General features: G+C 64.5%; 15 protein-coding genes, 1 pseudogene and 2 riboswitches. Of the genes and pseudogenes, 10 read left to right on the top strand and 6 right to left on the bottom strand.

Going from position 1 to position 20,235, the window contains the following annotated elements:
- Positions 1–169: 169 nt before the first annotated feature.
- Together RAM15_RS04845 and RAM15_RS04840 are read right to left on the bottom strand one after the other, a co-directional pair.
- Positions 170–3,382 (bottom strand): RCC1 domain-containing protein, encoded by a 3,213-nt coding sequence (locus tag RAM15_RS04845; protein ID WP_306220988.1) that lies wholly within the window; start codon positions 3,380–3,382, stop codon positions 170–172.
- Between the two features lie 241 nt (positions 3,383–3,623).
- Positions 3,624–3,770 carry a hypothetical protein gene (locus tag RAM15_RS04840; RefSeq protein ID WP_306220987.1) on the bottom strand — a complete coding sequence of 49 codons (147 nt, stop codon included), beginning with the start codon at positions 3,768–3,770 and terminating at the stop codon, positions 3,624–3,626.
- 253 nt (positions 3,771–4,023) lie between these two features.
- Here RAM15_RS04840 and RAM15_RS04835 point away from each other — a divergent pair, with 253 nt between their 5' ends.
- From RAM15_RS04835 to RAM15_RS04810, 6 genes are all read left to right on the top strand, one after another.
- On the top strand, positions 4,024–5,403 hold the full coding sequence (locus RAM15_RS04835) for an alpha/beta fold hydrolase (RefSeq protein WP_306220986.1): 1,380 nt from the start codon (positions 4,024–4,026) through the stop codon (positions 5,401–5,403).
- Between the two features lie 10 nt (positions 5,404–5,413).
- Positions 5,414–6,217 (top strand): pyrroline-5-carboxylate reductase, encoded by an 804-nt coding sequence (gene proC, locus RAM15_RS04830; RefSeq protein WP_306220985.1) that lies wholly within the window; start codon positions 5,414–5,416, stop codon positions 6,215–6,217.
- A 42-nt stretch (positions 6,218–6,259) separates the two neighbouring features.
- Positions 6,260–7,366, top strand: coding sequence for a redox-regulated ATPase YchF (gene ychF / locus RAM15_RS04825; RefSeq protein WP_306220984.1), 1,107 nt, complete (start codon positions 6,260–6,262; stop codon positions 7,364–7,366).
- The gene (locus RAM15_RS04820; RefSeq protein ID WP_306220983.1) at positions 7,363–8,163 is read left to right on the top strand and encodes an alpha/beta fold hydrolase; all 801 of its coding nucleotides are present in this window, start codon (positions 7,363–7,365) and stop codon (positions 8,161–8,163) included. The genes ychF and RAM15_RS04820 overlap by 4 nt, the downstream gene beginning before the upstream one ends.
- Positions 8,164–8,217: 54 nt before the next feature.
- A complete protein-coding gene (locus tag RAM15_RS04815) occupies positions 8,218–9,006 on the top strand; it encodes a L,D-transpeptidase (RefSeq protein WP_306220982.1) in 789 nt (262 codons plus the stop codon).
- 123 nt (positions 9,007–9,129) lie between these two features.
- On the top strand, positions 9,130–10,137 hold the full coding sequence (locus tag RAM15_RS04810) for a bile acid:sodium symporter family protein (RefSeq protein ID WP_306220981.1): 1,008 nt from the start codon (positions 9,130–9,132) through the stop codon (positions 10,135–10,137).
- 33 nt (positions 10,138–10,170) lie between these two features.
- Here the strand turns inward: RAM15_RS04810 and RAM15_RS04805 are convergent, their stop codons facing one another.
- The 4 genes from RAM15_RS04805 to RAM15_RS04790 form a co-directional block, all read right to left on the bottom strand.
- On the bottom strand, positions 10,171–10,551 hold the full coding sequence (locus tag RAM15_RS04805; protein WP_306220980.1) for a fluoride efflux transporter FluC: 381 nt from the start codon (positions 10,549–10,551) through the stop codon (positions 10,171–10,173).
- Positions 10,548–10,985, bottom strand: a complete 438-nt coding sequence (locus RAM15_RS04800) for a fluoride efflux transporter FluC (RefSeq protein ID WP_306220979.1) — start codon at positions 10,983–10,985, stop codon at positions 10,548–10,550. The genes RAM15_RS04805 and RAM15_RS04800 overlap by 4 nt, the downstream gene beginning before the upstream one ends.
- 88 nt (positions 10,986–11,073) lie before the next feature.
- Positions 11,074–11,146, bottom strand: a riboswitch (Fluoride riboswitch).
- 46 nt (positions 11,147–11,192) lie between these two features.
- On the bottom strand, positions 11,193–12,545 hold the full coding sequence (locus RAM15_RS04795) for an ABC transporter ATP-binding protein (RefSeq protein WP_372338640.1): 1,353 nt from the start codon (positions 12,543–12,545) through the stop codon (positions 11,193–11,195).
- A 20-nt stretch (positions 12,546–12,565) separates the two neighbouring features.
- Entirely contained in the window at positions 12,566–14,305 is a 1,740-nt protein-coding gene (locus tag RAM15_RS04790) for an ABC transporter permease (RefSeq protein ID WP_306222250.1), read from the bottom strand.
- A 97-nt stretch (positions 14,306–14,402) separates the two neighbouring features.
- A riboswitch (M-box (ykoK) riboswitch) is annotated at positions 14,403–14,561 on the bottom strand.
- A 133-nt stretch (positions 14,562–14,694) separates the two neighbouring features.
- Between RAM15_RS04790 and RAM15_RS04785 the strand changes: the two genes are divergently transcribed.
- The 4 genes and pseudogenes from RAM15_RS04785 (at position 14,695) to RAM15_RS04770 (ending at position 20,231) form a co-directional block, all read left to right on the top strand.
- Complete coding sequence (locus RAM15_RS04785) at positions 14,695–15,327, top strand: NAD(P)H-dependent oxidoreductase (protein ID WP_306220977.1); 633 nt, start codon at positions 14,695–14,697, stop codon at positions 15,325–15,327.
- Positions 15,324–16,488 (top strand): annotated as a pseudogene (locus RAM15_RS04780) (glycosyltransferase family 4 protein). The gene RAM15_RS04785 and the pseudogene RAM15_RS04780 overlap by 4 nt, the downstream one beginning before the upstream one ends.
- A 9-nt stretch (positions 16,489–16,497) precedes the next feature.
- Positions 16,498–19,704, top strand: coding sequence for a UPF0182 family membrane protein (locus RAM15_RS04775; RefSeq protein WP_306220976.1), 3,207 nt, complete (start codon positions 16,498–16,500; stop codon positions 19,702–19,704).
- Positions 19,701–20,231: a GNAT family N-acetyltransferase gene (locus RAM15_RS04770; RefSeq protein WP_306220975.1), complete on the top strand. Its 531-nt coding sequence runs from the start codon at positions 19,701–19,703 to the stop codon at positions 20,229–20,231. Before RAM15_RS04775 ends, RAM15_RS04770 begins: the two co-directional genes overlap by 4 nt.
- Positions 20,232–20,235 lie beyond the last annotated feature (4 nt).

Genomic DNA, 20,235 nt, shown 5'->3' with positions numbered 1-20,235 from the left:
GGCGGGGGTGGGGGCGCGTCTGCCTTCCCGCAGCCCCGCCTGCGGAAGTGTGGTGGGGGCGAGGGAGGATGTGTCGGCTCTCTTGGGGTTGAGCCTTAAGTGACACGTTCCTCCCTGCTCCCCCTATGTGGGCCGGTGGCGGGGGGATTGATACGCCGCCCGGCCTGTCTTACTCGTGTGAAGCGTGTGACAGACTATGTGTTTCCCTCCTGTGGCGGCGTGAGGCCAGGACTCCGCCCATGCCGGTCATGCCGGTGGCCAGGGCCAGCAGAATGCCCTCACCGCCGGCCTGGGGGAGCACACCTGCAGGCGTGTATGTGTATCTGAGGGATGTGTCGGTCAGCGTGTTTCCTGTGCCGCCCATCGTGTAGTCCACGCTGACCGTGACCGTGCCTGGCTGATGTGAGGGCGTGAGCGCTGTGACGCTGTTGCTGTTGCTGACAGGGGTCAGATGCGTGCCGGGGCTGGTGTCGAACCTGACTGCACTGATTACCGGCTGCAGGTTGAACACCACCGGCACAGGAGCTAACTTGCCGTTGGTGGTGCCGTCGCCGAGCCGACCGTTTCCGTTGTTTCCCCAGGCGTACACATATCCGTCGCTGCCCACGGCCAGCGAATGCCAGTATCCGGCGCTCACCTGTGTGGCTTTCAGCCCTTTGTTTGTGTCAGTGGGTTTGGCGGGGTCACGCACGGGCACAGGAACATACGAATCCGTTTTCGTGTTGTTACCGAGCTGACCATACCAGTTGTATCCCCAGGCGTAGGCGTATCCGTCGCTGCCCACGGCCAGCGAATGCCAGTATCCGCCGCTCACCTGTGTGGCTTTCAGCCCTTTGCTCGTATCAGTGGGGTTGGCGGGGTCGCACACGCGCACAGGAAAAGGATTCCCACTGTAGCTGTCGTTGGTGGTGTTGTTACCGAGCTGGCCCTTGATGTTCCATCCCCAGGCGTATGCGTACCCGTCGCTGCCCACGGCCATCGAATGATCGTATCCGGCGCTGATCTGTATGGCTTTCAGCCCCATACTCGCGTCGGAGGGGTTGTCGGGGTCGCGCACGCGCACAGGGAAAGCCGAATGTGAATCCTCAGAGATGTCGTTGGTATTGTCGCCAAGCTGTCCATAGCTGTTCCATCCCCAGGCGTACACGTATCCATTGCTGCCCAAAGCCAGCGAATGCAAGTTTCCTGCGCTGATTTGTATGGCTTGTAGTCCCTTGCTTGCATCAGCGGGGCTGGCGGGGTCACGCACTTGCACAGGAAAAGACGAATACTCACTGAAGCCGCTGGTGTTGTTGCCGAGTTGGCCATACCAGTTCCATCCCCAGGCGTATGCGTTTCCGTTGTTGCCTACAGCCAGCGAAAAATCGCCTCCGGCGCTGACCTGTACGGATTGCAGCCCTTTGCTCGTGTCGGCGGGGGTGCCGGGGTCGCGTATGCGCACAGGAACATACGATTTCGTTTTCGTGTTGTTGCCGAGCTGGCCAGAGCTGTTGTTTCCCCATGCGTAGGCGTATCCGTCGCTGCCCACGGCCAGCGAATGCCGGCCTCCGGCGCTGACCTGCACATAGGTGAAATCCGCCGGCAGGTCCGGATACGACTTGCGATCAGGCTTCTGCACCATGACAGGCGTATATCTGGAGTTGTTGGCAGTCCCGTCGCCAAGCTGGCCATACGTGTTGTCTCCCCAGGCGTATGCGTTTCCGTCGCTGCCCACGGCCAGTGAAAATGAACCGGTGTTTGAGCTGCTGATCTGGTTGAACTTGATACCGTTTGTATTGGTTGGTGGGGTAATGGTGGTCGTTTCACCGCCGATTTGGCTGCCCGTATCAGGGCTTATTGTCCACTTGTTTGACGACCAATGGGCAGTAAGTCTGAGGTCTTTGGTTACAGGCTTGCTGAAGTCGTAGGCGACATTGTCGATGAACCATCCGTAGAACTGGTAACCATTGCGCGTCGGGTCGGGGGAGGGCCGCTTCACCCTACCGTAGGGGTAGTTGACTTGCTGGGGTTGGGGTGCCTGGCTTCCTCCGGCTGTATCGAAGGTGACCGTGTGGGTGGAATCCTGTTGGATATCCCTTAACAGCGGCTGGTCGACGGTGTACTTGAGGCTGCTGCTGAAGGGCTGGCCGTCTTGTCTGCCGGTGATAGTGATGGTGGCTTGTCCGGGCTCGTGGGCTGGAGCTTCTACCTGCCAGGTGTCGTCTGTTTTGCTGAGTGTCAATGCCTGGCCGCTCATGCTGGCTGATTCCAGTGTGAACGTTGTGATAGTGGCGATTCTTGCTGGCTTGCCCTGATCATTGTGAGGGTTCAGGCCCCATGTGAACAAGTTGCCTTGCCCGTCTATGGCGGTGATCCTGCCGTCGGCTTCGGCCGCCTGTATGTATTGCTTGCTCCCGTTGTCCGCGCGCACGGGTGTTTCGCCTGGCTTCCAGGCCCAGAGGTGGCCGTCTGTGTCGGTGATGATGGCCTGGCTGCCGTTGGCGCTGATCCGGCCGGCTTTATTGCTTTCCGGCAGGCTGACCGCTGTGATGCTGGTCGTGTTGTCGGCCAGGTAATGGATCTGCCTTTCTGCGTCCAGGAGGAGGAATCCTTGGTCGAGGGCTGCGGCTTGGACGGTGCGCATTCCCGGGTCCTGTTTGATGTGTTCAGGTTTGATGTTGCCGGTGTTGCTCGCATCCCAGATCCAGGCCTGGCCGTCCGCGTCCACGATGAGGGTCCGGCTGGCGGAGGCGACGGCGGTGACGGCATGCGCCTTTCCAGGCAGGCTGAGCGTCACCTGTTCGGCGGGCTTCAGATTCTGATTCTGGCTGTCGGCCTGGCTGTTTTGGAAGGCGTGGACCTGTCCTTTCTCGTCCACGGCCAGGAGCCGGTCGTCGTTTATGCTGATGCTGGTGAACCTGGTGTTCTGGCTGGCGTCGAGGATGGTGGGCGTTGTTTGCCCGCTGGTCCAGGTGTAGATGTGCTGGTCGGATCCGAGTGCTGCCTGCCGGCGGCTGCCGGCTGCCGCCTGCAGGTAGTGGAACCCTTGGGCGGCATGGGCGGGGAGAGCAACTTGGTTGGGTGTGTGGTCCTGCGTCCAGGTGTGGATGCGCCCGTCGCCTGTCAGGCCGATAAACTGCTCTCCGGCGGCTTGGATGCTGGCGAATTGAGGTTCCTGCCTGTCGGGCGGGCTGATGGTCAGCCTAGTGCCGGTGGCGGGCCCGTGGTCCGGGCTCAGTACCCAGTCCGTGGCTCTGGTCCACTGGGCTTTCAGGGTCGTGTCCTGGAGGACGGGGGTCCGGAAGTCGAAAGGCTGGCCGTCGAGTGTCCACCCGTCGAACCGGAAGCCGGGACGCTGCGGGTTCTGTTGCGGGGGGAGGGTGACGAGGGTGCCGGTTTTCACGCTCGCCTGTGCGGGTGTGCTTCCGTCGGCGGGGTCGAAGCGCACCACATGCGAAGTTTGATCATCCGTCTTATCGGATGGCTTGGCCGTAACGGAGCCCGCGCTGTCTGTATTGCTTGTGGTCGAAGATGGAGTGCTTGGACTCGGTGTTGCGGAACCTAATGGTGTGGTGGTTTGTATCGGCGAGGGTGTTGGCAGTGGTGTGTTGGTTGCGTTGCTGGGGAGAGTGGCGGGGGTTTGCTTAGCTACGCGAGGGGTCTGACGACCCCCCCCCCCCGGTGAGTATGGGAGCGTCCGCCTGGGCGGATGCGATGCCCAGGCCTGCCAGCAGGCCCAGCAGGACGGTCATCATCGCCAGGATTCGACGCAGACGGGTAACCATATGCATGAAACCAAAACCCCTTCACCAAACACCAAGCGGAGCACACGCCGCTTATCTGTGTAAGTTCTGCCTGTCGGAAAGCCGTGCTGTCTGTCAATGCCTGCCCTGCATCGGATTACAGGAACCATGGCGTAAGCCAGCTGTCTTCTCGACATCCCCCGCTTTTCACCCTACCACCCGGTCTGCAAACAACACACGAGCCAGGTCCAACCGCCCGGCGACAATGAACCCGACTGACCTAAAAGAAAGGAGCCAGTGTATGACCAACCAGGAATACTATCTGCCGGGACTCTACGTTCGGGAGGGGTCCATCCCCGTTCCCTTGGACTGGGCGGGCAGTGAACCTGGCGTCTGGCGAGCCGAAGATCATTCGGACCAGGCGGTCATCCGCTGCTTCTACCGCGTGGTCTGCGCCCCCGAGCACATCCACGACGACCTGCCGCTGCTGGTCTACCTGCAGGGTGGACCCGGCTCGGGCGCCCCACGGCCGTTGAACGCCACTGCCGACGGGTGGATGGCCGAGGCCCTGCGCCACTTCCGCATTGTCCTGCCCGACCAGCGGGGTACGGGCCGGTCCAGCGCCATCGACGGCTCCACCATGGCTTCCCTGGGCGAGCCCCGGGCCCAGGCCGACTATCTGAAGCATTTTCTGGCGGACTCCATCATCAGGGACTTCGAACACCTGCGTCGCACGGTCTTCGCCGGCCGCCCCTGGGTGGCCCTGGGGCAGAGTTTCGGCGGCTTCCTGACCATGGCCTACCTGTCGAACTTCCCACAGGGGCTGGCTGCGGCCTTCACTGCCGGGGGCGTGCCTCACATCCCTACTGATGCTTACGAGCTCTTCTCTCACACCTTCACCAAGATGGCTCAGCGGTCCCAGGCCTTCTACCAGCGCTATCCGGGGGATCAAGACCGTGTGGCGGCCATTGCCGACCGGCTGGCCCAGGGCGATGTGGCCCTGCCCGGCGGTGATCCCCTGAGCGTGGAGCGGCTGCAGACTCTGGGTGCCGACCTGGGCAAGAGCGGCGGGTTTGAGCGTCTCCACTGGCTGTTGGACACGGCCTTCCTGGACGGCGACGGCAGCCTGCCCGCTTCCGGCTCTAGTAGCTCCCAGGCCACCCTCTCGCAGGCCTTCCTGGAGGGGGTGCGGGCGGCCACTGCTGTTACGCCGCTCTACTGGCCCCTGCAGGAGTTCATCTACGCCGATGGGGACTGCGAACCCCTGCGCTGGGCTGGGCAGCGGGTGCGCGATGCCCGCCCTGAATTCGATACTGCTGCCCGCCCGCTCATGTTCACCGGGGAAGCGGTCTTCCCCTGGATGTTCGAGCAGGAGTCGGCCCTGCGCCCATTCGGCCCGGCGGTCAGCCTGCTCATGGAGGAAGGTTCCTGGGGCCACCTGTACGATCCCAAGCGTCTGGCCGACAATCAGGTCCCCCTGCAGGCCGCGGTCTATGCCGACGACCTCTACGTGCCCTCCGAGCTCCAGCTGGACACCCTCTCGCGCGTGGGTCACGCCCATGCCTGGGTGACCAACGAGTTTGAGCACGACGGTCTGCACGGGGACAGGGTCTTCGCCCACCTCTACCGGCTGGCCCTGGAGCGCGGCGATCTGGAGGGGCTTTTCCCGGCGCGCAGCTAGACTTGAGGACATGAACACGGACTCATTGACTCTCGGATTCATCGGATACGGCAACATGGCCCAGGCCATGGCCCAGGGGCTTGTCGACGCGGGTGTGCTGCCCGGCGGCCGGATTGTGGCCTGCGCAGCCCACTATGACCGGCTGGTGGAGCGGGCGGCCCAGCTGGGGGTGCGGCCCATGCACTCCGGAACCGAGGTGGCTGCAGCCGCCGACCTGGTGATTCTGGCCGTCAAACCGGGGCAGGTGGCCCAGGTCTGCGAGCCCATCCGCCATGAGCTGGCTGATCCGGACCGCATGGTCCTTTCTGTTGTAGGCGGCATGACCCTTGAGGACTATGCCGACATCCTGGAGGAGGGCACCCACCTGATCTGCGCCATCCCCAACACCCCCATTTCGGTAGGGCAGGGGATTCTGGTCACCCAGGAGGAAGACACCCTGACCGACCAGGAGCGGGAGCTGTTCACCCAGATCTTCGACCCGGTGGCCATAATCGAGCGTCTGCCTAGGGAGCTGGTCTCGGTGGGTACGACCATCGCCGGATGTGCGCCCGCCTACACAGCCATGTATATGGAGGCCCTGGCCGATGCCGGGGTGGAGCACGGGCTGCCCAGGCAGGCGGCCTACCGGCTGGCGGCACGAATGGTTCAAGGGACCGGGGCCCTCTACCTGGCCACCGGCACCAACCCCGGGGCCATGAAGGACGCGGTCTGCTCGCCGGGCGGAACCACCATCAAGGGGGTCGCCTCCCTGGAGAAGCACGGCTTCCGTGGAGCGGTCATCGAGGCCATCGATGCGGTGGAGCGCGGCGACTAGGGGAAGCCACGCCGGGGCAGTCCGGGCAATAGACTGGTGGATATGTCGTTAACCATAGGAATCGTCGGGCTGCCCAACGTCGGCAAGTCCACACTCTTCAACGCCCTCACCCGCAACAACGTTCTGGCGGAGAACTACCCCTTCGCCACCATCGAGCCCAACACCGGCATCGTGCCCCTGCCCGACGACCGGCTGCCCGTACTGGCCAGGCTGGTCCACACGGACAAGATCGTGCCCGCCACGGTCACCTTCGTGGACATCGCCGGCATCGTCAAGGGAGCCTCGGAGGGGGAGGGGCTGGGCAACCAGTTCCTGGCCAACATCCGCGAGGCCGACGCCATCTGCGAGGTGGTTCGCGCCTTCAATGACGACGACATCGTCCACGTCAACGGCAAGGTGGATCCGGCCGACGACATCGACACCATCAACACCGAGCTGATCCTGGCCGACATGCAGACCATCGACAAGGCCCTGCCCAAGCTGGAGAAGGACCAGCGCGGCGGCAAGATCAAGCCCGCCTACCTGGACACGGTCCGTAAGGCCAAGGAGATTCTGGGCCAGGGGCGGACCATCGACCAGGCGGCCCAGGCCGGGGACATCGACAAGGACGAGCTCTACGACCTGCATCTGATGACCGCCAAGCCCTTCATCTACGTCTTCAACGTGGACGACGACGAGCTGCAGAACGAGGATATGAAGAAGCAGCTGGCCGACTCCGTGGCTCCTGCGCCTGCCATCTTCCTCAACGCCCAGTTCGAGTCCGAGCTGACCGAGCTTGACGAGGCCGACGCCCGCGAGATGCTGACCGATGCCGGGCTCAAGGAGTCCGGCCTGGACCAGCTGGCCCGGGTGGGCTTCGACATTCTTGGCCTGCAGACCTTCCTGACAGCCGGGGTCAAGGAGGTGCGCGCCTGGCAGATTCACAAGGGCTGGACTGCCCCCCAGGCCGCTGGCGTCATCCACACCGACTTCGAGAAGGGCTTCATCAAGGCCGAGGTGGTCTCCTACGACGACTTCGTGGCCGCCGACGGCTCCTACGCCAAGGTGCGCGAGGAGGGCAAGATGCGCCTTGAGGGCAAGGACTACGTCATGCAGGACGGCGACATCGTGGAGTTCAAGACCGGCATCCCCTCCGGCTCCAAGAAGTGAGCGCCCGTCCCGGGTTCGCCATTCGCCGGAGTCATGGGCTGCCGCTGATCTTCGTGCACGGGTCCGGCGTGGACCATCACATCTTCGATGACCTGGACCCCGTCTTCGAGCGGGTGGGCGGATTCGAGCGGATCTACCTGGACCAGCCTGGCTTCGGCCGCACGCCGCCTGACCCGTCCATCCTCGACCTGGACGGCTTGGCCCGGTGGCTGGATAAGCAGGTGGACATTTTCAGCGGTGGCGGCCCTTTCGCCCTGGTGGGCAACTCCCTGGGCGGGCTGCTCAGCCGCCATGCCGCCGCCGGTCGACTGGACCGCTGCCGGGGGATGGCTCTGCTCTCCTCGGTGGTCGACCCGGTGACCGCCCACAGGCGCCTGCCCCCGCGTCAGGTGCTGGTCCGGGACGACCAGGGCTTGGCCGATGTGGACGAGTTCACCAGGCATGCCTACCGGCAGATGGCTGTGGTGGAGTCCCGGGAGCATCTTGAGGCCTACCAACGCACCATCATGCCCGGCATTCGTTCGGCCGATGCCGATACGGCGGCTCGGATGGAGGGGCACTACCGGCTGGATATGGACTTCGACCGCGCCTGGAACGGGTTCATAGCCCCTGTCCTCTTTGTCTGCGGCCGCCAGGACGACCGTGTGGGCTACCTGGACCAGTTCGACCTGGCCTGCCGCTTCCCCCGGGCCTCCTACTCGGTGCTGGACCGGGCCGGCCACAATGTGCAGATCGAGCAGACCGCCCTGGTCTGCGACCTTCTGGAGGATTGGGCCAGGCAGGTGCTGAAAGGCTGAGTCTCTCCCGGTTTCGTTTGTCACTACAATGAACTGTGCATACAGGTTCGTTCAATGGCGACGAAGGGGAAGGACATGGCTGTCTGGGGATTGGATAGCGAACGCCTTAAGCGGCGTGCGCTTGCCATGCTCCGTTGGCTGCTGGATCCTGTCCGCCGCACGCCTGTGGTAGTGACAAGCGCCCTGCTGACGCTGTTGCTGACAGTCGTGATCGTCAACCTGTTCCAACCGGTGGATGCGGCTCATGCGGAACGAACCACACCTGCGGGTGCTTCGAGCACATCCACCGTTTCGGTCAGACGATTCCCCAAGGCACATCATCCCAGTAAATCTGCCTCCTCTTCATCAACGACAAAGCAGCAGACAAAGCAGCAGAAGCCAGACCCTGCTGCTACTTCCGCTCATCCTGTCGATTGGCTCAAGCCTTCCCAGCAGGTTGATTACCCGGATCCTGCAGCCCACCCTGGCCTCTCTCTGGAGGTCAGCCTTCGGGACCAGCGGGTCTACGTGCGTGATGGGTCAGACCTGCTCTATACCATGTATGCCTCGACGGGCATGGATGACTCCACGCCCAGGGGCAGCTTCCGCATCCAGGCCGAGCGCGGCGACCACTTCTACAATCCCGGCGAGGGGATGGGCGCCCGCTACTACACCAGCTTTCTGAACCACGGGGTCTTCCTCTTCCACTCGGTCCCCACAGATTCCAAGGGCGGCTACATCAAGGAGGAGGCCGATATGCTGGGCATCCGCCCTGGTTCCCACGGCTGCATCCGGCTGACGGTGCCCGACGCTCGGTGGATCATGCAGTCCGTGCCCACCGGCACACCCGTCCTGGTCAAGTGAATTTCTCTGGCAAGCCGGGATTGCCTCGTCCAAAATGCGACCATTCGCCGTCGTGCCTGCCCTCGGTTTTCTAACTTTGCCCCTACCACAGAGAGAATTATCGAGAGGAAGTGGTCAGGAATCATGCAAAAGGTGCAGCGGTTCAGTGACTGGTTGACTAAGTGGTTCATTCTGGTGGTCCTAGCGTGGGCCGCCATCAACTTCTTTGTCCCGCAGATTAGCATTTGGGCCCGTAGCTACACCAACTACTTCCTGAGCATTATTCTCTTCGGCATGGGGCTGACCCTGAGCCTGGACGACTTCAAGCGAATCCTCAAGATGCCGCTCATGGTCATCGTCGGCACCATAGCCCATTACCTGATTATGCCCCTGCTGGCCGTGCTGCTCTGCCGCATCTTCCGCCTGGACGGCATGATCGCCGTGGGAGTCATCCTGGTGGGCTGCTGCCCCTCGGGGACCTCCTCCAACGTCATGTCCTATCTGTCACGAGGCGATGTGGCCCTGGATGTGTCCATAGGACTGCTCTCCACCTTGTGTGCGCCCTTCATGATCCCCATGCTGATGAACCTGCTGGCCAGCCAGTATGTGGCCATCCCCACCAAGCAGCTCTTCCTGACCGCCCTTGAGGTGGTGCTGATCCCCATCGCCCTGGGCCTGGCCGTCCACGCCATATTCAAGGAGAAGGTGCAGAAGGTGACCGTGGCCCTGCCGGCAGTCTCGCAGATCGCCATACTGATCATCATCGGCGTGGTCGTCTCCGTCAACCATGCCAAGCTCTTCACCGCCGCCACCGCCCTGGTCCTGCCAGTGGTCATGCTTCACAACCTGTGCGGGTACGGGCTGGGCTTCCTCTTCAGCCGGCTCATGTACCGCCTCTACCCCAAGGGGTTCCGCTACGCCCAGCAGAAGGCCATTACCTTCGAGGTGGGCATGCAGGATTCCGGACTGGGCGCGACCCTGGCACTGCAGGCTTTCGCGGCCGACCCGATTGTGGCCATCCCCTCCACCTTCTTCAGTGTCTGGCACAACATCTCCGGCTCGGTGCTGTCCGCCTGGTGGCGTCGGCATGACGACCGTCTGGGGATTGCCGCCGACTCCGCCCAGGGTCGTCCGGAACCGGTTCGCGCCTAGGTTCCGCAGCTCCTTGATTGCTGGCTGGATCTGCTACAGGCCCGGTCCGGCCAGCAGGAAGCCCAGGGCCGTCAGCAGGGGCGGCAGAAAGATTGAAGCTGCCAGATAGCCAAGAGCCGCCAGATGCCGTCTCTGCCGGGTCAGGGCCAACACTTCGTTGACCGCTGTCGAGAAGGTGGAGAAGCCGCCCAGCAGTCCTGTGGCCAGCAGCAGCCGTCCCCAGGCGGGCAGTCCGTGGAAGGCGGCCAGGGCGGCCACCAGCCCTGCAGCCAATCCGGCCAGCAGGTTGATGATCATGGTCGACAGGGGCAGGTCCACCTGCCAGCGGGCCTTGACCAGGGTGTCCAGCAGGTAGCGCAGTCCGGCCCCCAGGCCGCCGCACAGGCAGATCAGCAATGTCAATGCAATGGTCATCGCGCACCCGCCTGGATATGTGCGGCCAGACGTGCTCCCAGCGCGGCCATGGCCCAGGAGGCCATCAGGCCTCCGGCAAAGGAGACCAGCAGGTAGACAAGGGTTGCCCGGACTTGGCCGCCCGACAGTCCTTGGACCAGTTCCAGCGAGAGCGTGGACATGGTCGACAGCCCTCCGCACAGGCCCATGCCCAGACCCTTGTTGGTCAGCTGCCTTCGGCGCTCATGCGTGCTTTTGGGCAGCCCGGCCAGGAAGGCGGTCAGCAGGGCGTAGCCTGCGCAGGCGATCAGGTTGGCCAGGAGGGTTCCCGGATGCAGGGGGCCGCTCTGGCCCGGCAGCAGGCTCAGGGCGTACCGGCAGCCGGTGCCTAGTGTTCCGCCTAGCATCACCACCAGGGCTGTGGCCATATCAGGTCCGGTAGGGGATTTGGTCATTGAAGGCTCGGTTCCCGACGGATCAGCGTCCGCAGGGTCGGGCTGAATGGCATGCGCCTGCACCCGGCCCACAGACGGGTCGTCGAATCATGGTGCAGGAACTATCAGCAGTTTGCGGTTCGGGGCTCAAGCCCCGGGCGGGTTCCATCGCCCGAGGCTCATTCTAGGAGCCCAAGGGGACCGCAGCCGTCGCAGCTGCGAGACTGTTCACTCGGTGTGGTTTTCCGGATCCAGGGTCAGCCGGTCGTCGTCGGCATCGTAGTCGAAGAGCTCGCCGTAGCGGCCCCAGGTGATGGCGGTGTCGAACTGCTGGACGGCCTCCTTGTCCGAGTGGTGGGCCCGCAGCAGATCCAGGATCAGGGAGCCATGCAGGCTCTTGTCGTCGCTGTTCTTCAGGGCCCGGTCGATGATGCGGATCAGCGGAACATGATCCATCAGCATCCGTGAGAACATCTCCTTGCTCTCCAGAATGTCCGCGTCGTGCCAGGCACGGCCCTGGTCGGTCAGCCTGACGTGCCCGTTGTCCGCCTGGAAGATGCCCAGCATGAGCCCGGCGTCAATCAGGGGGAAGAGGTCATCCACCTCGAAGGAGAGCTTGGCGGCCAGGTCGGCCAGATCCATGCCGTTGGGCTGGTTGACCATGACATCGGCCAGACCGGCCAGGCCGCCGGGGGTGGCATCGGGCAGGTTGCGCTCGGCGGTGTCCTCGTCCCGGACCGAATCCCGCACAGCCTGACGGTTGCGCACCTTGGTCTGCAGACGGCGGCGGATGTCCTCGCTGTCGCGCTGGCCGGTCAGGATGGAGTAGAGGTAGTCCACGCAGGACTGGAAGAGGTCGGACTGCTTGTCCCGAGGCCTGTCCAGGTTGATGGGCACGTCGGCGATGACCCGGCCCGGATGCGAGTCCAGGACCAGGACCCGGTCGGCCATCTCCACGGCCTCCTCGATGTTGTGGGTGACGATCAGGACCGACTTGACGCTGCCCGCCTCCTCGGACCAGACCTTGAGGACCTCCTGGCGAAGGTTTTCGGCAGTCAACACGTCCAGGGCCGAGAAGGGCTCGTCCATGAAGAGGGCGTCCGGCTTGAGGACCAGGGCACGGGCGATGCCCACGCGCTGGCGCATGCCGCCGGAGAGCTCCTTGGGGTAGGCGCTTTCGAAGCCGTCCAGGCCGATGGCGTCGATGGCGGCCAGGGAGAGTTTCTCGCGCTCCTTCTTAGGCACGCCACGGGCCTGCAGGCCCAGCTCCACGTTGTCCTTGACGGTCAGCCAGGGCATCAGGGCGAAGCTCTGGAAGACCAGAGCCACGCCGGGGTTGGGCCCGTCCAGCTGCTTGCCCCGGTATTCGACGCTGCCCTTGCTGGCTGGAACCAGGCCGGCCAGGATGCGCAGCAGGGTGGACTTGCCGGCGCCGGAGCGGCCCAGGATGGCCACCACCTCGCCCTCGTGCAGGGTGAAGTCGATGCTGTCCAGGACGGTCAGCTCCGCGCCCTTGTCGGACTGGTAGGTCTTGGTCACGTGCTCGGCCGTGATGATCCCGTTGGAATTGATCTTGGTCATTGTCGAACCTCTCAGACTTCTCATGTCAGGGAATAGCGCCGTTGTGCCAGTGATTGCAGGGGAGACCAGAAGAACCGGTCGGCCAGGACCACGAAGATGCTCATGACGGCCACCCCCAGGATGATGCGGGGGGTGTCGCCGGTGGCGGTCACCTGGGCGATGTAGGCACCCAGGCCCTTGGCCGTCAGCTCGGTCTTGCCGTAGGAGACCACCTCGGAGACGATGGAGGCGTTCCAGGCCCCGCCGGCCGCTGTGATGCCGCCGGTGCACCAGGAGCCGAACAGGGCCGGCAGGATCAGGGTCTTCCATCGCTGCCAGCGGTTCTGCCCCAGGCTGCGCGACATCTCCAGCAGGTCGTCGGGGATGGCCGAGGCTCCGGCGATGACGTTGAAGAGGATGTACCACTGGGTGCCCAGGGCCATGAGCAGGATGCTGCCCCAGTTGATGTCGATCCGCCAGATGATGAAGACCATGGTGACGAAGGGGAAGATGAAGTTGGCCGGGAAGGAGGCCAGGATCTGCACCAGGGGCTGCAGATAGCGGGAGATGCGCGGATTCATGCCGATCAGGGCACCGATGGGCACCCAGACGATGGTGCAGACCACCATCAGGATCAGCACTCGCAGGAAGGTCAGCAGGCCCAGCTGGAAGACGTGGCCGACCTCGCCCAGGCCCAGCGGGCGGATGACCAGGCGGTCCAGCTGCCAGAGACCCCACAGACCGATCAGGGCCAGGCAGACCCACCAGACCAGGTCGCTTGCCCGCCTGCGTCCGCCTCCACGGCTCCAGCGCGCCCCGGTGCGGCCCAGGGGGCGGGTGATCCGGTCCAGCAGGTCGGCCAGGGGATGGCCCACCAGGCCCAGCAGGTCCTTGACCCCGGACAGGCGGATGATCGTCAGCACCAGGCTGCGCCGGGGCTCGGTGGACTGGCTGCTGGTGTAGCGGAACTTCTCGGCCCAGGCGGTCAGCGGCTTCCAGAGCAGGAAGTCAATCAGCAGCACCACCACGATCATGGTCAGGATGGCCAGCCCCACCTTGCCCAGGTCCTGCTCGGCGGTGGCCTCCTCCACGAAGGAGCCGATGCCGGGCAGGGCCAGGGTCCTGTTGTTGACCGAGATCATCTCGGAGGCGGTCAGGAAGAACCAGCCGCCGCCCATGCTCATCATGCAGTTCCAGAGCAGGGGGATCATGGAGTTGGGCACATCCAGCTTCCAGAAGCGCTGCCAGCGGGTCAGGCGCATCAGCCTCACCGCCTCGTCCAGGTCGGAGGGCTCGCTGGTCAGGGAGTTATAGAAGGAGAAGGCCATGTTCCAGGCCTGGCTGGTGAAGATGGCGAAGATGGAGGCCGCCTCCACGCCCATGATGGACCCGGGGAAGAGGACCAGCCAGATGGAGATGGTGGCCGACAGAAAGCCCAGGACGGGCACCGACTGCAGGATGTCCAGCAGGGGGATGAGCACGGCGCCCAGGCGGCGGGAGCGCGCGGCGGCCAGCCCGTAGAGGAAGGCGAAGACCAGGGAGATGATCAGGGCCGTGAACATGCGGAAGAGGGAGCGCAGCGCGTAGTAGGGCAGGTTGGCCGGGTCGGTGGAGACGTGCGAGGGTACCCCGGCGGGGCCGATGGGCGCGCCCAGGGCCGGCAGCAGATAGGCCAAGGCCCCCAGCAGGACCAGAGCGCCAATGGCTACGGCCAGACCCGTCCATATGCGGGTGGAGCGCGATGCCTGGCTGCGGTCGTCGTTCAGTGGCGAACGGAGCATTCCTGGCAGTGCGACAGTATTCACGATGGCCTCCCTCCAAGGTGCGGAACATCCCTGTCGGCAGCCTCGAAGACGGCGTGGCGATCGGCCATGAGCCGACCATTGTCATCGTTCAAGCTTCGGCTTCGCATGGTATTTGGCCCTGCATTAGTCCCTGCCTTGATCCGACGGGGACTGTTGACCTGCGCGGGGTGTCTCCACCACTTTGCGGCAGCATGCCTTGTCCATGCGGTAGCTTCACCTACCGACCACCCAATAACATAGATGGGCCTCAGAGCAGTGTCAAGCATTTGCCAAACCGGTGTTGCCGTCCTTGCCAGGACTGACAATGACAAGGGTCTGCACGCAGTCGGTGCAGGCGCGAAATGGAATGTAAGGAGCGAATCCCTATGAAGATCGTGGCAGTCACGGCCAACCCCGAACCCAAGAGCCTGACCGATGCGGCGGGCAACGCCCTGCTGGACGGGGCGGCCGAGGGCGGGGCTCGCACCGAGTTGATCGACCTTTGCGCCGAGGGATTCAATCCCGTCTTCGGCATGGAGGACAGGACCCACTACCTGGGCCAGGGACCCATGCCCGAGGATGCCCAGGCCATGCAGGAGCGCATCAAGGATGCGGACGTGCTGGCCCTGGTCTTCCCCGTCTACTGGTACAGCATGCCGGCCATCATGAAGGGCTTCATCGACCGGGTCATCTGCCGGGGCTTCGCTTACCACGCTGATGGCACCCCGGGTGCCTTGGCCGGGCGCCGGGTGGAGCTGGTCATGCTGACCGGCGGAGACAAGGAATGGTACCAGTCCAGCGGCATCGGCGAGGCCCTGGACAACCAGCTGCGCAGGCAAACCTTCCTCAAGTACTGCCAGGTCGCTCAGGTGGAGACCATCTATGTGGACAATCTGGACTCGGGCAACGATGACCCGCAGGCGCGGGAGGCCGCCGACCGGCACCTGGTGGCCCTGGCCTTGAAGGGTCGTCAGCTGGCCGCAGGGAACGAGCCCGGAGCTGGCCAGGACGCTCAGTGACGCTCAGCATCGGATTCGTCTTCGATGACACCCTGGATGTCTTTGACGGAGTCCAGCAGCACATTCTGACCCTGGGACGGGAGCTGGGCAGGCGGGGCCACAGGGTCCAGTATCTGGTCGGTCAGACCGCCCATCCGCCGGTTGACGGTGTCCACTCCCTGTCCCGCAACGTCATGGTCTCCTTCAATGGCAACAGGATGCGCATACCGCTGCCGGCGCCCAAGGCGCCCATCCGCCGGGTCCTGGAGGCCGGGCACTTCGACCTGCTGCACGTCCAGGCCCCCTACAGTCCCTTCCTGGCAGGTCGGGTCATCCGCGCCGCGAACCCGGCAACAGCCCTGGTGGCCACCTATCACATCGCCCCCACAGGGAGCCTGCAGCTGCTGGGCGGCCGGCTGCTGGGGATGATCAACCGCAGGACCCATAGGCGCATCGACAGGGTCATCGCGGTCTCGCCAGTGGCGGCCAGCTATGCCCGGCAGACTGCCGGCGTGCCCAGCAGGGTGGTGGCCAACCCCGTGGACGTGGCTGCCCTGCGCCGGGCCCGACAGGCCGCTGGCGACCAGGAGGTGGCGCGCCTGCACGGCCAGGGGCCGCATCTGGTCTTCCTGGGGCGGTTCGTGGCCCGCAAGGGGGCGGGGATCCTGCTTTCGGCCCTCCAGGCTGGGGAGCGGGCCGGCATTCTGCCCGAGGGCCTGCATGTGACCATGGCCGGCAAGGGCCCGCTGCTGGAGGACTGCCGTCGGAAGGCCGCCGCTCTGCGCACACCGGTGGCCTTCCCCGGATTTGTGGACGAGAAGGACAAGCCCGCCCTGCTGGCCTCCTCCGACCTGACCGTCTTTCCCTCCACCGGGGGCGAGTCGCTTCGGCATCGTCCTGCTGGAGGCCATCGCCTCGGGCACGGCTCCGGTGCTGGCCGGGGACAATCCCGGCTACCGGTCCACCCTGATGGGCGATGAGCGGGCTCTGGTGCCCGTCGACTCGCCCAACACACCCGATCTGCTGGCCCGGCGAATCACCCAGGCCTTGGGGGACCCCTCCTGGAGGCGGAACGTGCGCCATGACCAGCTGGCGCTCTTGGATCGCTACGACGTGACCACGGTGGCCGATCAGGTGGAGGAGGTCTACAGGCAAGCCATCCAGGACCGCCGTCTCATGTAGGCTAGGTACATGTCATTCTTCGATTTCTTCGGTTCCATGTTCGACCCCGAGGGCGGCCCAGGCGGACCAGGCCGGCGTCGCAACGACGACGACCCGGTCATCCTGCATGTGCAGACCGATGGGGAGGGTCCCGGCCAAGGGGGCGGCGGCACGCCACGTTTCCGCTTCGCCGGACCAGGCGACCCCCGGCTGACCTCCCGCAAGAAGGACAATAACGGACCTTCCCGGGGCATGCGGATTCTGGCCGTGGTTGTCGCTGTCGTCCTGGTCGTCCTCCTGCTCCTGTTCGGGCTCAGCCGCTTCATCACCGATGTCATGTGGTTTTCCCAGCTGGGGGCGGCTCAGATCGTCTGGACCCAGCTGGGCATCAAGGTGGGCCTGTGGCTGGCCTACGCCCTGCTGCTGGCCGCAGTGACCCTGCTCTCGGCCTTCCTGGCTATCCGCAGCCGTCCCGATTCGCCCGACGGGTCCACCATCAGGGTCAGGGGAGATCTGATCGAGGTCGGCAAGGGGGTCTCTTCACGCAAGGCGCTCAAGGTGGCCGCGGTGGTCTCCCTGGTCGTCGGTGTTTTCTTCGGCTTCCAGTTCAACGCCGACTGGAAGCAGGTGCTCCTGCTCTTCAACGCCCAGTCCTTCGGGGTGCGCGATCCCCAGTTCGGCCTGGACAACGGCTTCTACGTCTTCATCCTGCCCGGCCTGCGGCTGCTGGTCTCCTCCCTGCTGATGATGCTGCTGGCGGCCACGGTCTTCAGCCTGGTCACCAACTTCCTCATGGGCGGCATTCGGCTGACCATGCCCGTGCAGGGCCGCGGCATTCTGGAGATGACCCGTGCCGCCCGCAGGCAGGTAGCCGTCTGGCTGGTCCTGTTCATGCTGGTCTGGGCCGGCGATACGGCCCTGGGCGTCTTCGGCAGGCTGACCGAGGAGGGCGACCGGATCACCGGCGCCTCCTACACTTCAGTCAAGGCGGCCATTCCCGTCACCCTGATCATGGCTGTGGTCATGGCCCTGCTGGGCATCATCCTGGCTGTCTGGATTCTGAGGTCGCCCACCCTGGAACCCGGCCGTGTCCATGCAGGATCGCTGGGTTCGGCCGTCAAGCAGTGGCGGGTTCCCGTCCTGGCTGTAGCCGTCACCGTCGTCCTGTCCCTGCTGCTGACCGTTTTCTGGCCGGCGCTGGTCCAGCGCTTCCGGGTCAACCCCAATGCCCAGGAGATGGAGTCCGCCTACATCCAGCGCAACATCACCGCCACCGCCCAGGCCTATGGGCTGGACAGGCTGAAGACCGAGGCCTATGACGCCACCACCGAGGTCCAGTCGGGTGCCCTCTCCCGTGATGCCGAGACCACTGCGCAGATCCGCCTGCTAGATCCCCAGGTGGTTTCGCCCACCTTCCGTCAGCTGCAGCAGTCCAAGCAGTACTACACCTTCGAGGACACCCTGGCCGTCGACAAGTACGACATTGACGGAGTCAGCCAGGACACGGTCATCGGCGCTCGCGAGCTGGACCTGGAGGGCAACGACAACCGCAACTGGGTCAACGACCACACGGTCTTCACCCACGGCTACGGCATCGTGGCCGCCTACGGCAACAAGGTCACCCCGGATGGGCAGCCCGAATTCTTCGAACAGGACATCCCCACGAAGGGCAAACTGACCGACAGCCAGCACTACGAGCCGCGAATCTACTTCTCGCCCAACGCGCCCGAGTACTCCATCGTCGGCGCGCCCCAGGGCTCCTCAGGCTGGGAGTTCGACTATCCCACCGGCTCCAAGGGAGCCACCAACACCTTCAAGGGCAACGGCGGCCCCTCGGTGGGCAACTTCCTGGCCCGGGTCCTCTACGCCATCCGCTTTGGATCCGACCAGATCCTCTTCTCGGACCGCGTCACCCCCGACTCGCAGATCCTCTACAACCGCTCGCCCAAGGAGCGCGTGGCCCAGATCGCCCCCTATCTGACCCTGGACGGTCGCGTCTACCCGGCTGTGGTGGATGGCCGGGTCAAGTGGATCGTCGACGGCTACACCACCTCTGATGCCTACCCCTACTCCCAGAAGGTGGACCTGGGTCCCATCACCCAGGACACGACCACCCTGAGCTCGGAGGCCGTCAAGGGACTGGGCTCCCAGAAGGCCAACTACATCCGCAACTCCGTCAAGGCTACGGTCGATGCCTACGACGGCTCGGTGGATCTGTATGCCTGGGACGCCAAGGATCCGGTGCTCAAGGCCTGGCAGAAGGTCTTCCCCGGCCAGTTCAAGCCGCTCTCGTCCATCTCGGGCGACCTGATGAGCCATATGCGCTACCCGGAGAGCCTGTTCAAGGTGCAGCGCCAGCTCCTTTCCCAGTACCACGTCAACTCGGCCAGCCAGTTCTTCTCCGGCGAGGACTTCTGGCAGACCCCCGTGGATCCGACCGGGAGCAGCAAGGAGCAGAAGGCCGGGGTCAAGCAGCCTCCCTACTATCTGACCCTGCAGACACCGGGGACTGACAAGCCCGCCTTCTCGTTGACCTCCACCTTCATCCCCGCTGGCACCTCCACCAGGGAGATCCTGACCGGGTTCCTGTCCGTGGATTCCGACGCCGGGTCCACCAAGGGGGTGATAGGCCCCGACTACGGGACCATCCGGCTGATGGAGCTGCCCAAGAATTCCAATGTTCCCGGCCCAGGGCAGGCCCAGAACAACTTCAACTCGGACGCTGCGGTCTCCACCGAGCTCAACCTGCTCCAGTCCGGGTCCACCAAGGTCAAACGCGGCAACCTGCTGACACTGCCCATAGGCGGCGGGCTGATCTACATCCAGCCGGTCTACGTCCAGTCCAGCGGCGCCACCAGCTTCCCTCTGCTCAAGCGGGTTTTGGTGGCCTTCGGAGACAAGGTGTCGTCGTCGGCCACACTGGATGCGGCTCTTGACAAGACCTTCCAGGGCAACTCGGGCGCATCGGCCGGCGATGCCGACAACACCGGACGCACCAAATCTGATACTGATCAGAGCAAGCAATCCGGTAAGGCCCCGGATAAGACCACCGGGTCTGGCGGGGCTTCGGCCACAGCAGGACAGGCCCTGAAACAGGCCTTGGACAAGGCCAACCAGGCCATGAGCGACGGCGATGCCGCCCTGAAGAAGGGTGACTTTAGCGCCTACGGCGAGGCGCAGAACCGTCTGCGCGAAGCCCTCAAGGAGGCCTCCGACCAGGAGGGCGGCAACAAGTGAGCGCCACCCCGCGCATCCGGCTCTGCCGCCGCGGGGACCTGGAGGCAGTCACCGCCATCTACAACCAGGCGGTCATGGATGGCGGTTCCACGGCGGATACGGCCCCGGTCAGCCTGGATCAGCGCCTGGAATGGTTACTGGCACATGATCCAGACCAGGGCCATCCGGTCCTGGTCCTGGAGCAGGAGGGCAGGGTGCTGGCTTTCGGCTCCCTGTCGGCCTACTACGACCGGCCCGGCTACCAGGAGACCTGCGAGCTGGGCTACTACGTGGACCGCGGCAGCCGTAGGCGTGGCCTGGGAGCCCTGATGGTCCATTCCCTGCTGGAGCGCGCCCGGCAGGTGGGCATGCGTCTGGCCGTGGCCATCATCTTCGATGACAACTCGGCCTCCAAGGCCCTCCTGCACCGGTTCGGATTCAGCCGCTTCGGCCTCCTGCCCCAGGCCGCCTGGGACCGGTTCTCCCTGCATGACGTCTCCTACTGGAGCCTGTCCCTTGAGCGAAACGGGGTCGGGGAGCCTGTGTAGAATC

Source organism: Bifidobacterium asteroides, from assembly GCF_030758775.1.
Lineage (GTDB): Bacteria > Actinomycetota > Actinomycetes > Actinomycetales > Bifidobacteriaceae > Bombiscardovia > Bombiscardovia kimbladii.
Note: the sequence above shows the minus strand (reverse complement) of the source record. Positions and strands in the feature narration are given on the sequence as shown.

What these genes read in the sequence shown, in the direction of transcription:
- RAM15_RS04840 (WP_306220987.1), bottom strand. Translation starts at nt 3,770, where the DNA reads ATGCATATGGTTACCCGTCTGCGTCGAATCCTGGCGATGATGACCGTC.
- RAM15_RS04835 (WP_306220986.1), top strand. Translation starts at nt 4,024, where the DNA reads ATGACCAACCAGGAATACTATCTGCCGGGACTCTACGTTCGGGAGGGG.
- proC (WP_306220985.1), top strand. Translation starts at nt 5,414, where the DNA reads ATGAACACGGACTCATTGACTCTCGGATTCATCGGATACGGCAACATG.
- ychF (WP_306220984.1), top strand. Translation starts at nt 6,260, where the DNA reads ATGTCGTTAACCATAGGAATCGTCGGGCTGCCCAACGTCGGCAAGTCC.
- RAM15_RS04815 (WP_306220982.1), top strand. Translation starts at nt 8,218, where the DNA reads ATGGCGACGAAGGGGAAGGACATGGCTGTCTGGGGATTGGATAGCGAA.
- RAM15_RS04810 (WP_306220981.1), top strand. Translation starts at nt 9,130, where the DNA reads ATGCAAAAGGTGCAGCGGTTCAGTGACTGGTTGACTAAGTGGTTCATT.
- RAM15_RS04805 (WP_306220980.1), bottom strand. Translation starts at nt 10,551, where the DNA reads ATGACCATTGCATTGACATTGCTGATCTGCCTGTGCGGCGGCCTGGGG.
- RAM15_RS04800 (WP_306220979.1), bottom strand. Translation starts at nt 10,985, where the DNA reads ATGACCAAATCCCCTACCGGACCTGATATGGCCACAGCCCTGGTGGTG.
- RAM15_RS04795 (WP_372338640.1), bottom strand. Translation starts at nt 12,545, where the DNA reads ATGACCAAGATCAATTCCAACGGGATCATCACGGCCGAGCACGTGACC.
- RAM15_RS04790 (WP_306222250.1), bottom strand. Translation starts at nt 14,305, where the DNA reads ATGCTCCGTTCGCCACTGAACGACGACCGCAGCCAGGCATCGCGCTCC.
- RAM15_RS04785 (WP_306220977.1), top strand. Translation starts at nt 14,695, where the DNA reads ATGAAGATCGTGGCAGTCACGGCCAACCCCGAACCCAAGAGCCTGACC.
- RAM15_RS04775 (WP_306220976.1), top strand. Translation starts at nt 16,498, where the DNA reads ATGTCATTCTTCGATTTCTTCGGTTCCATGTTCGACCCCGAGGGCGGC.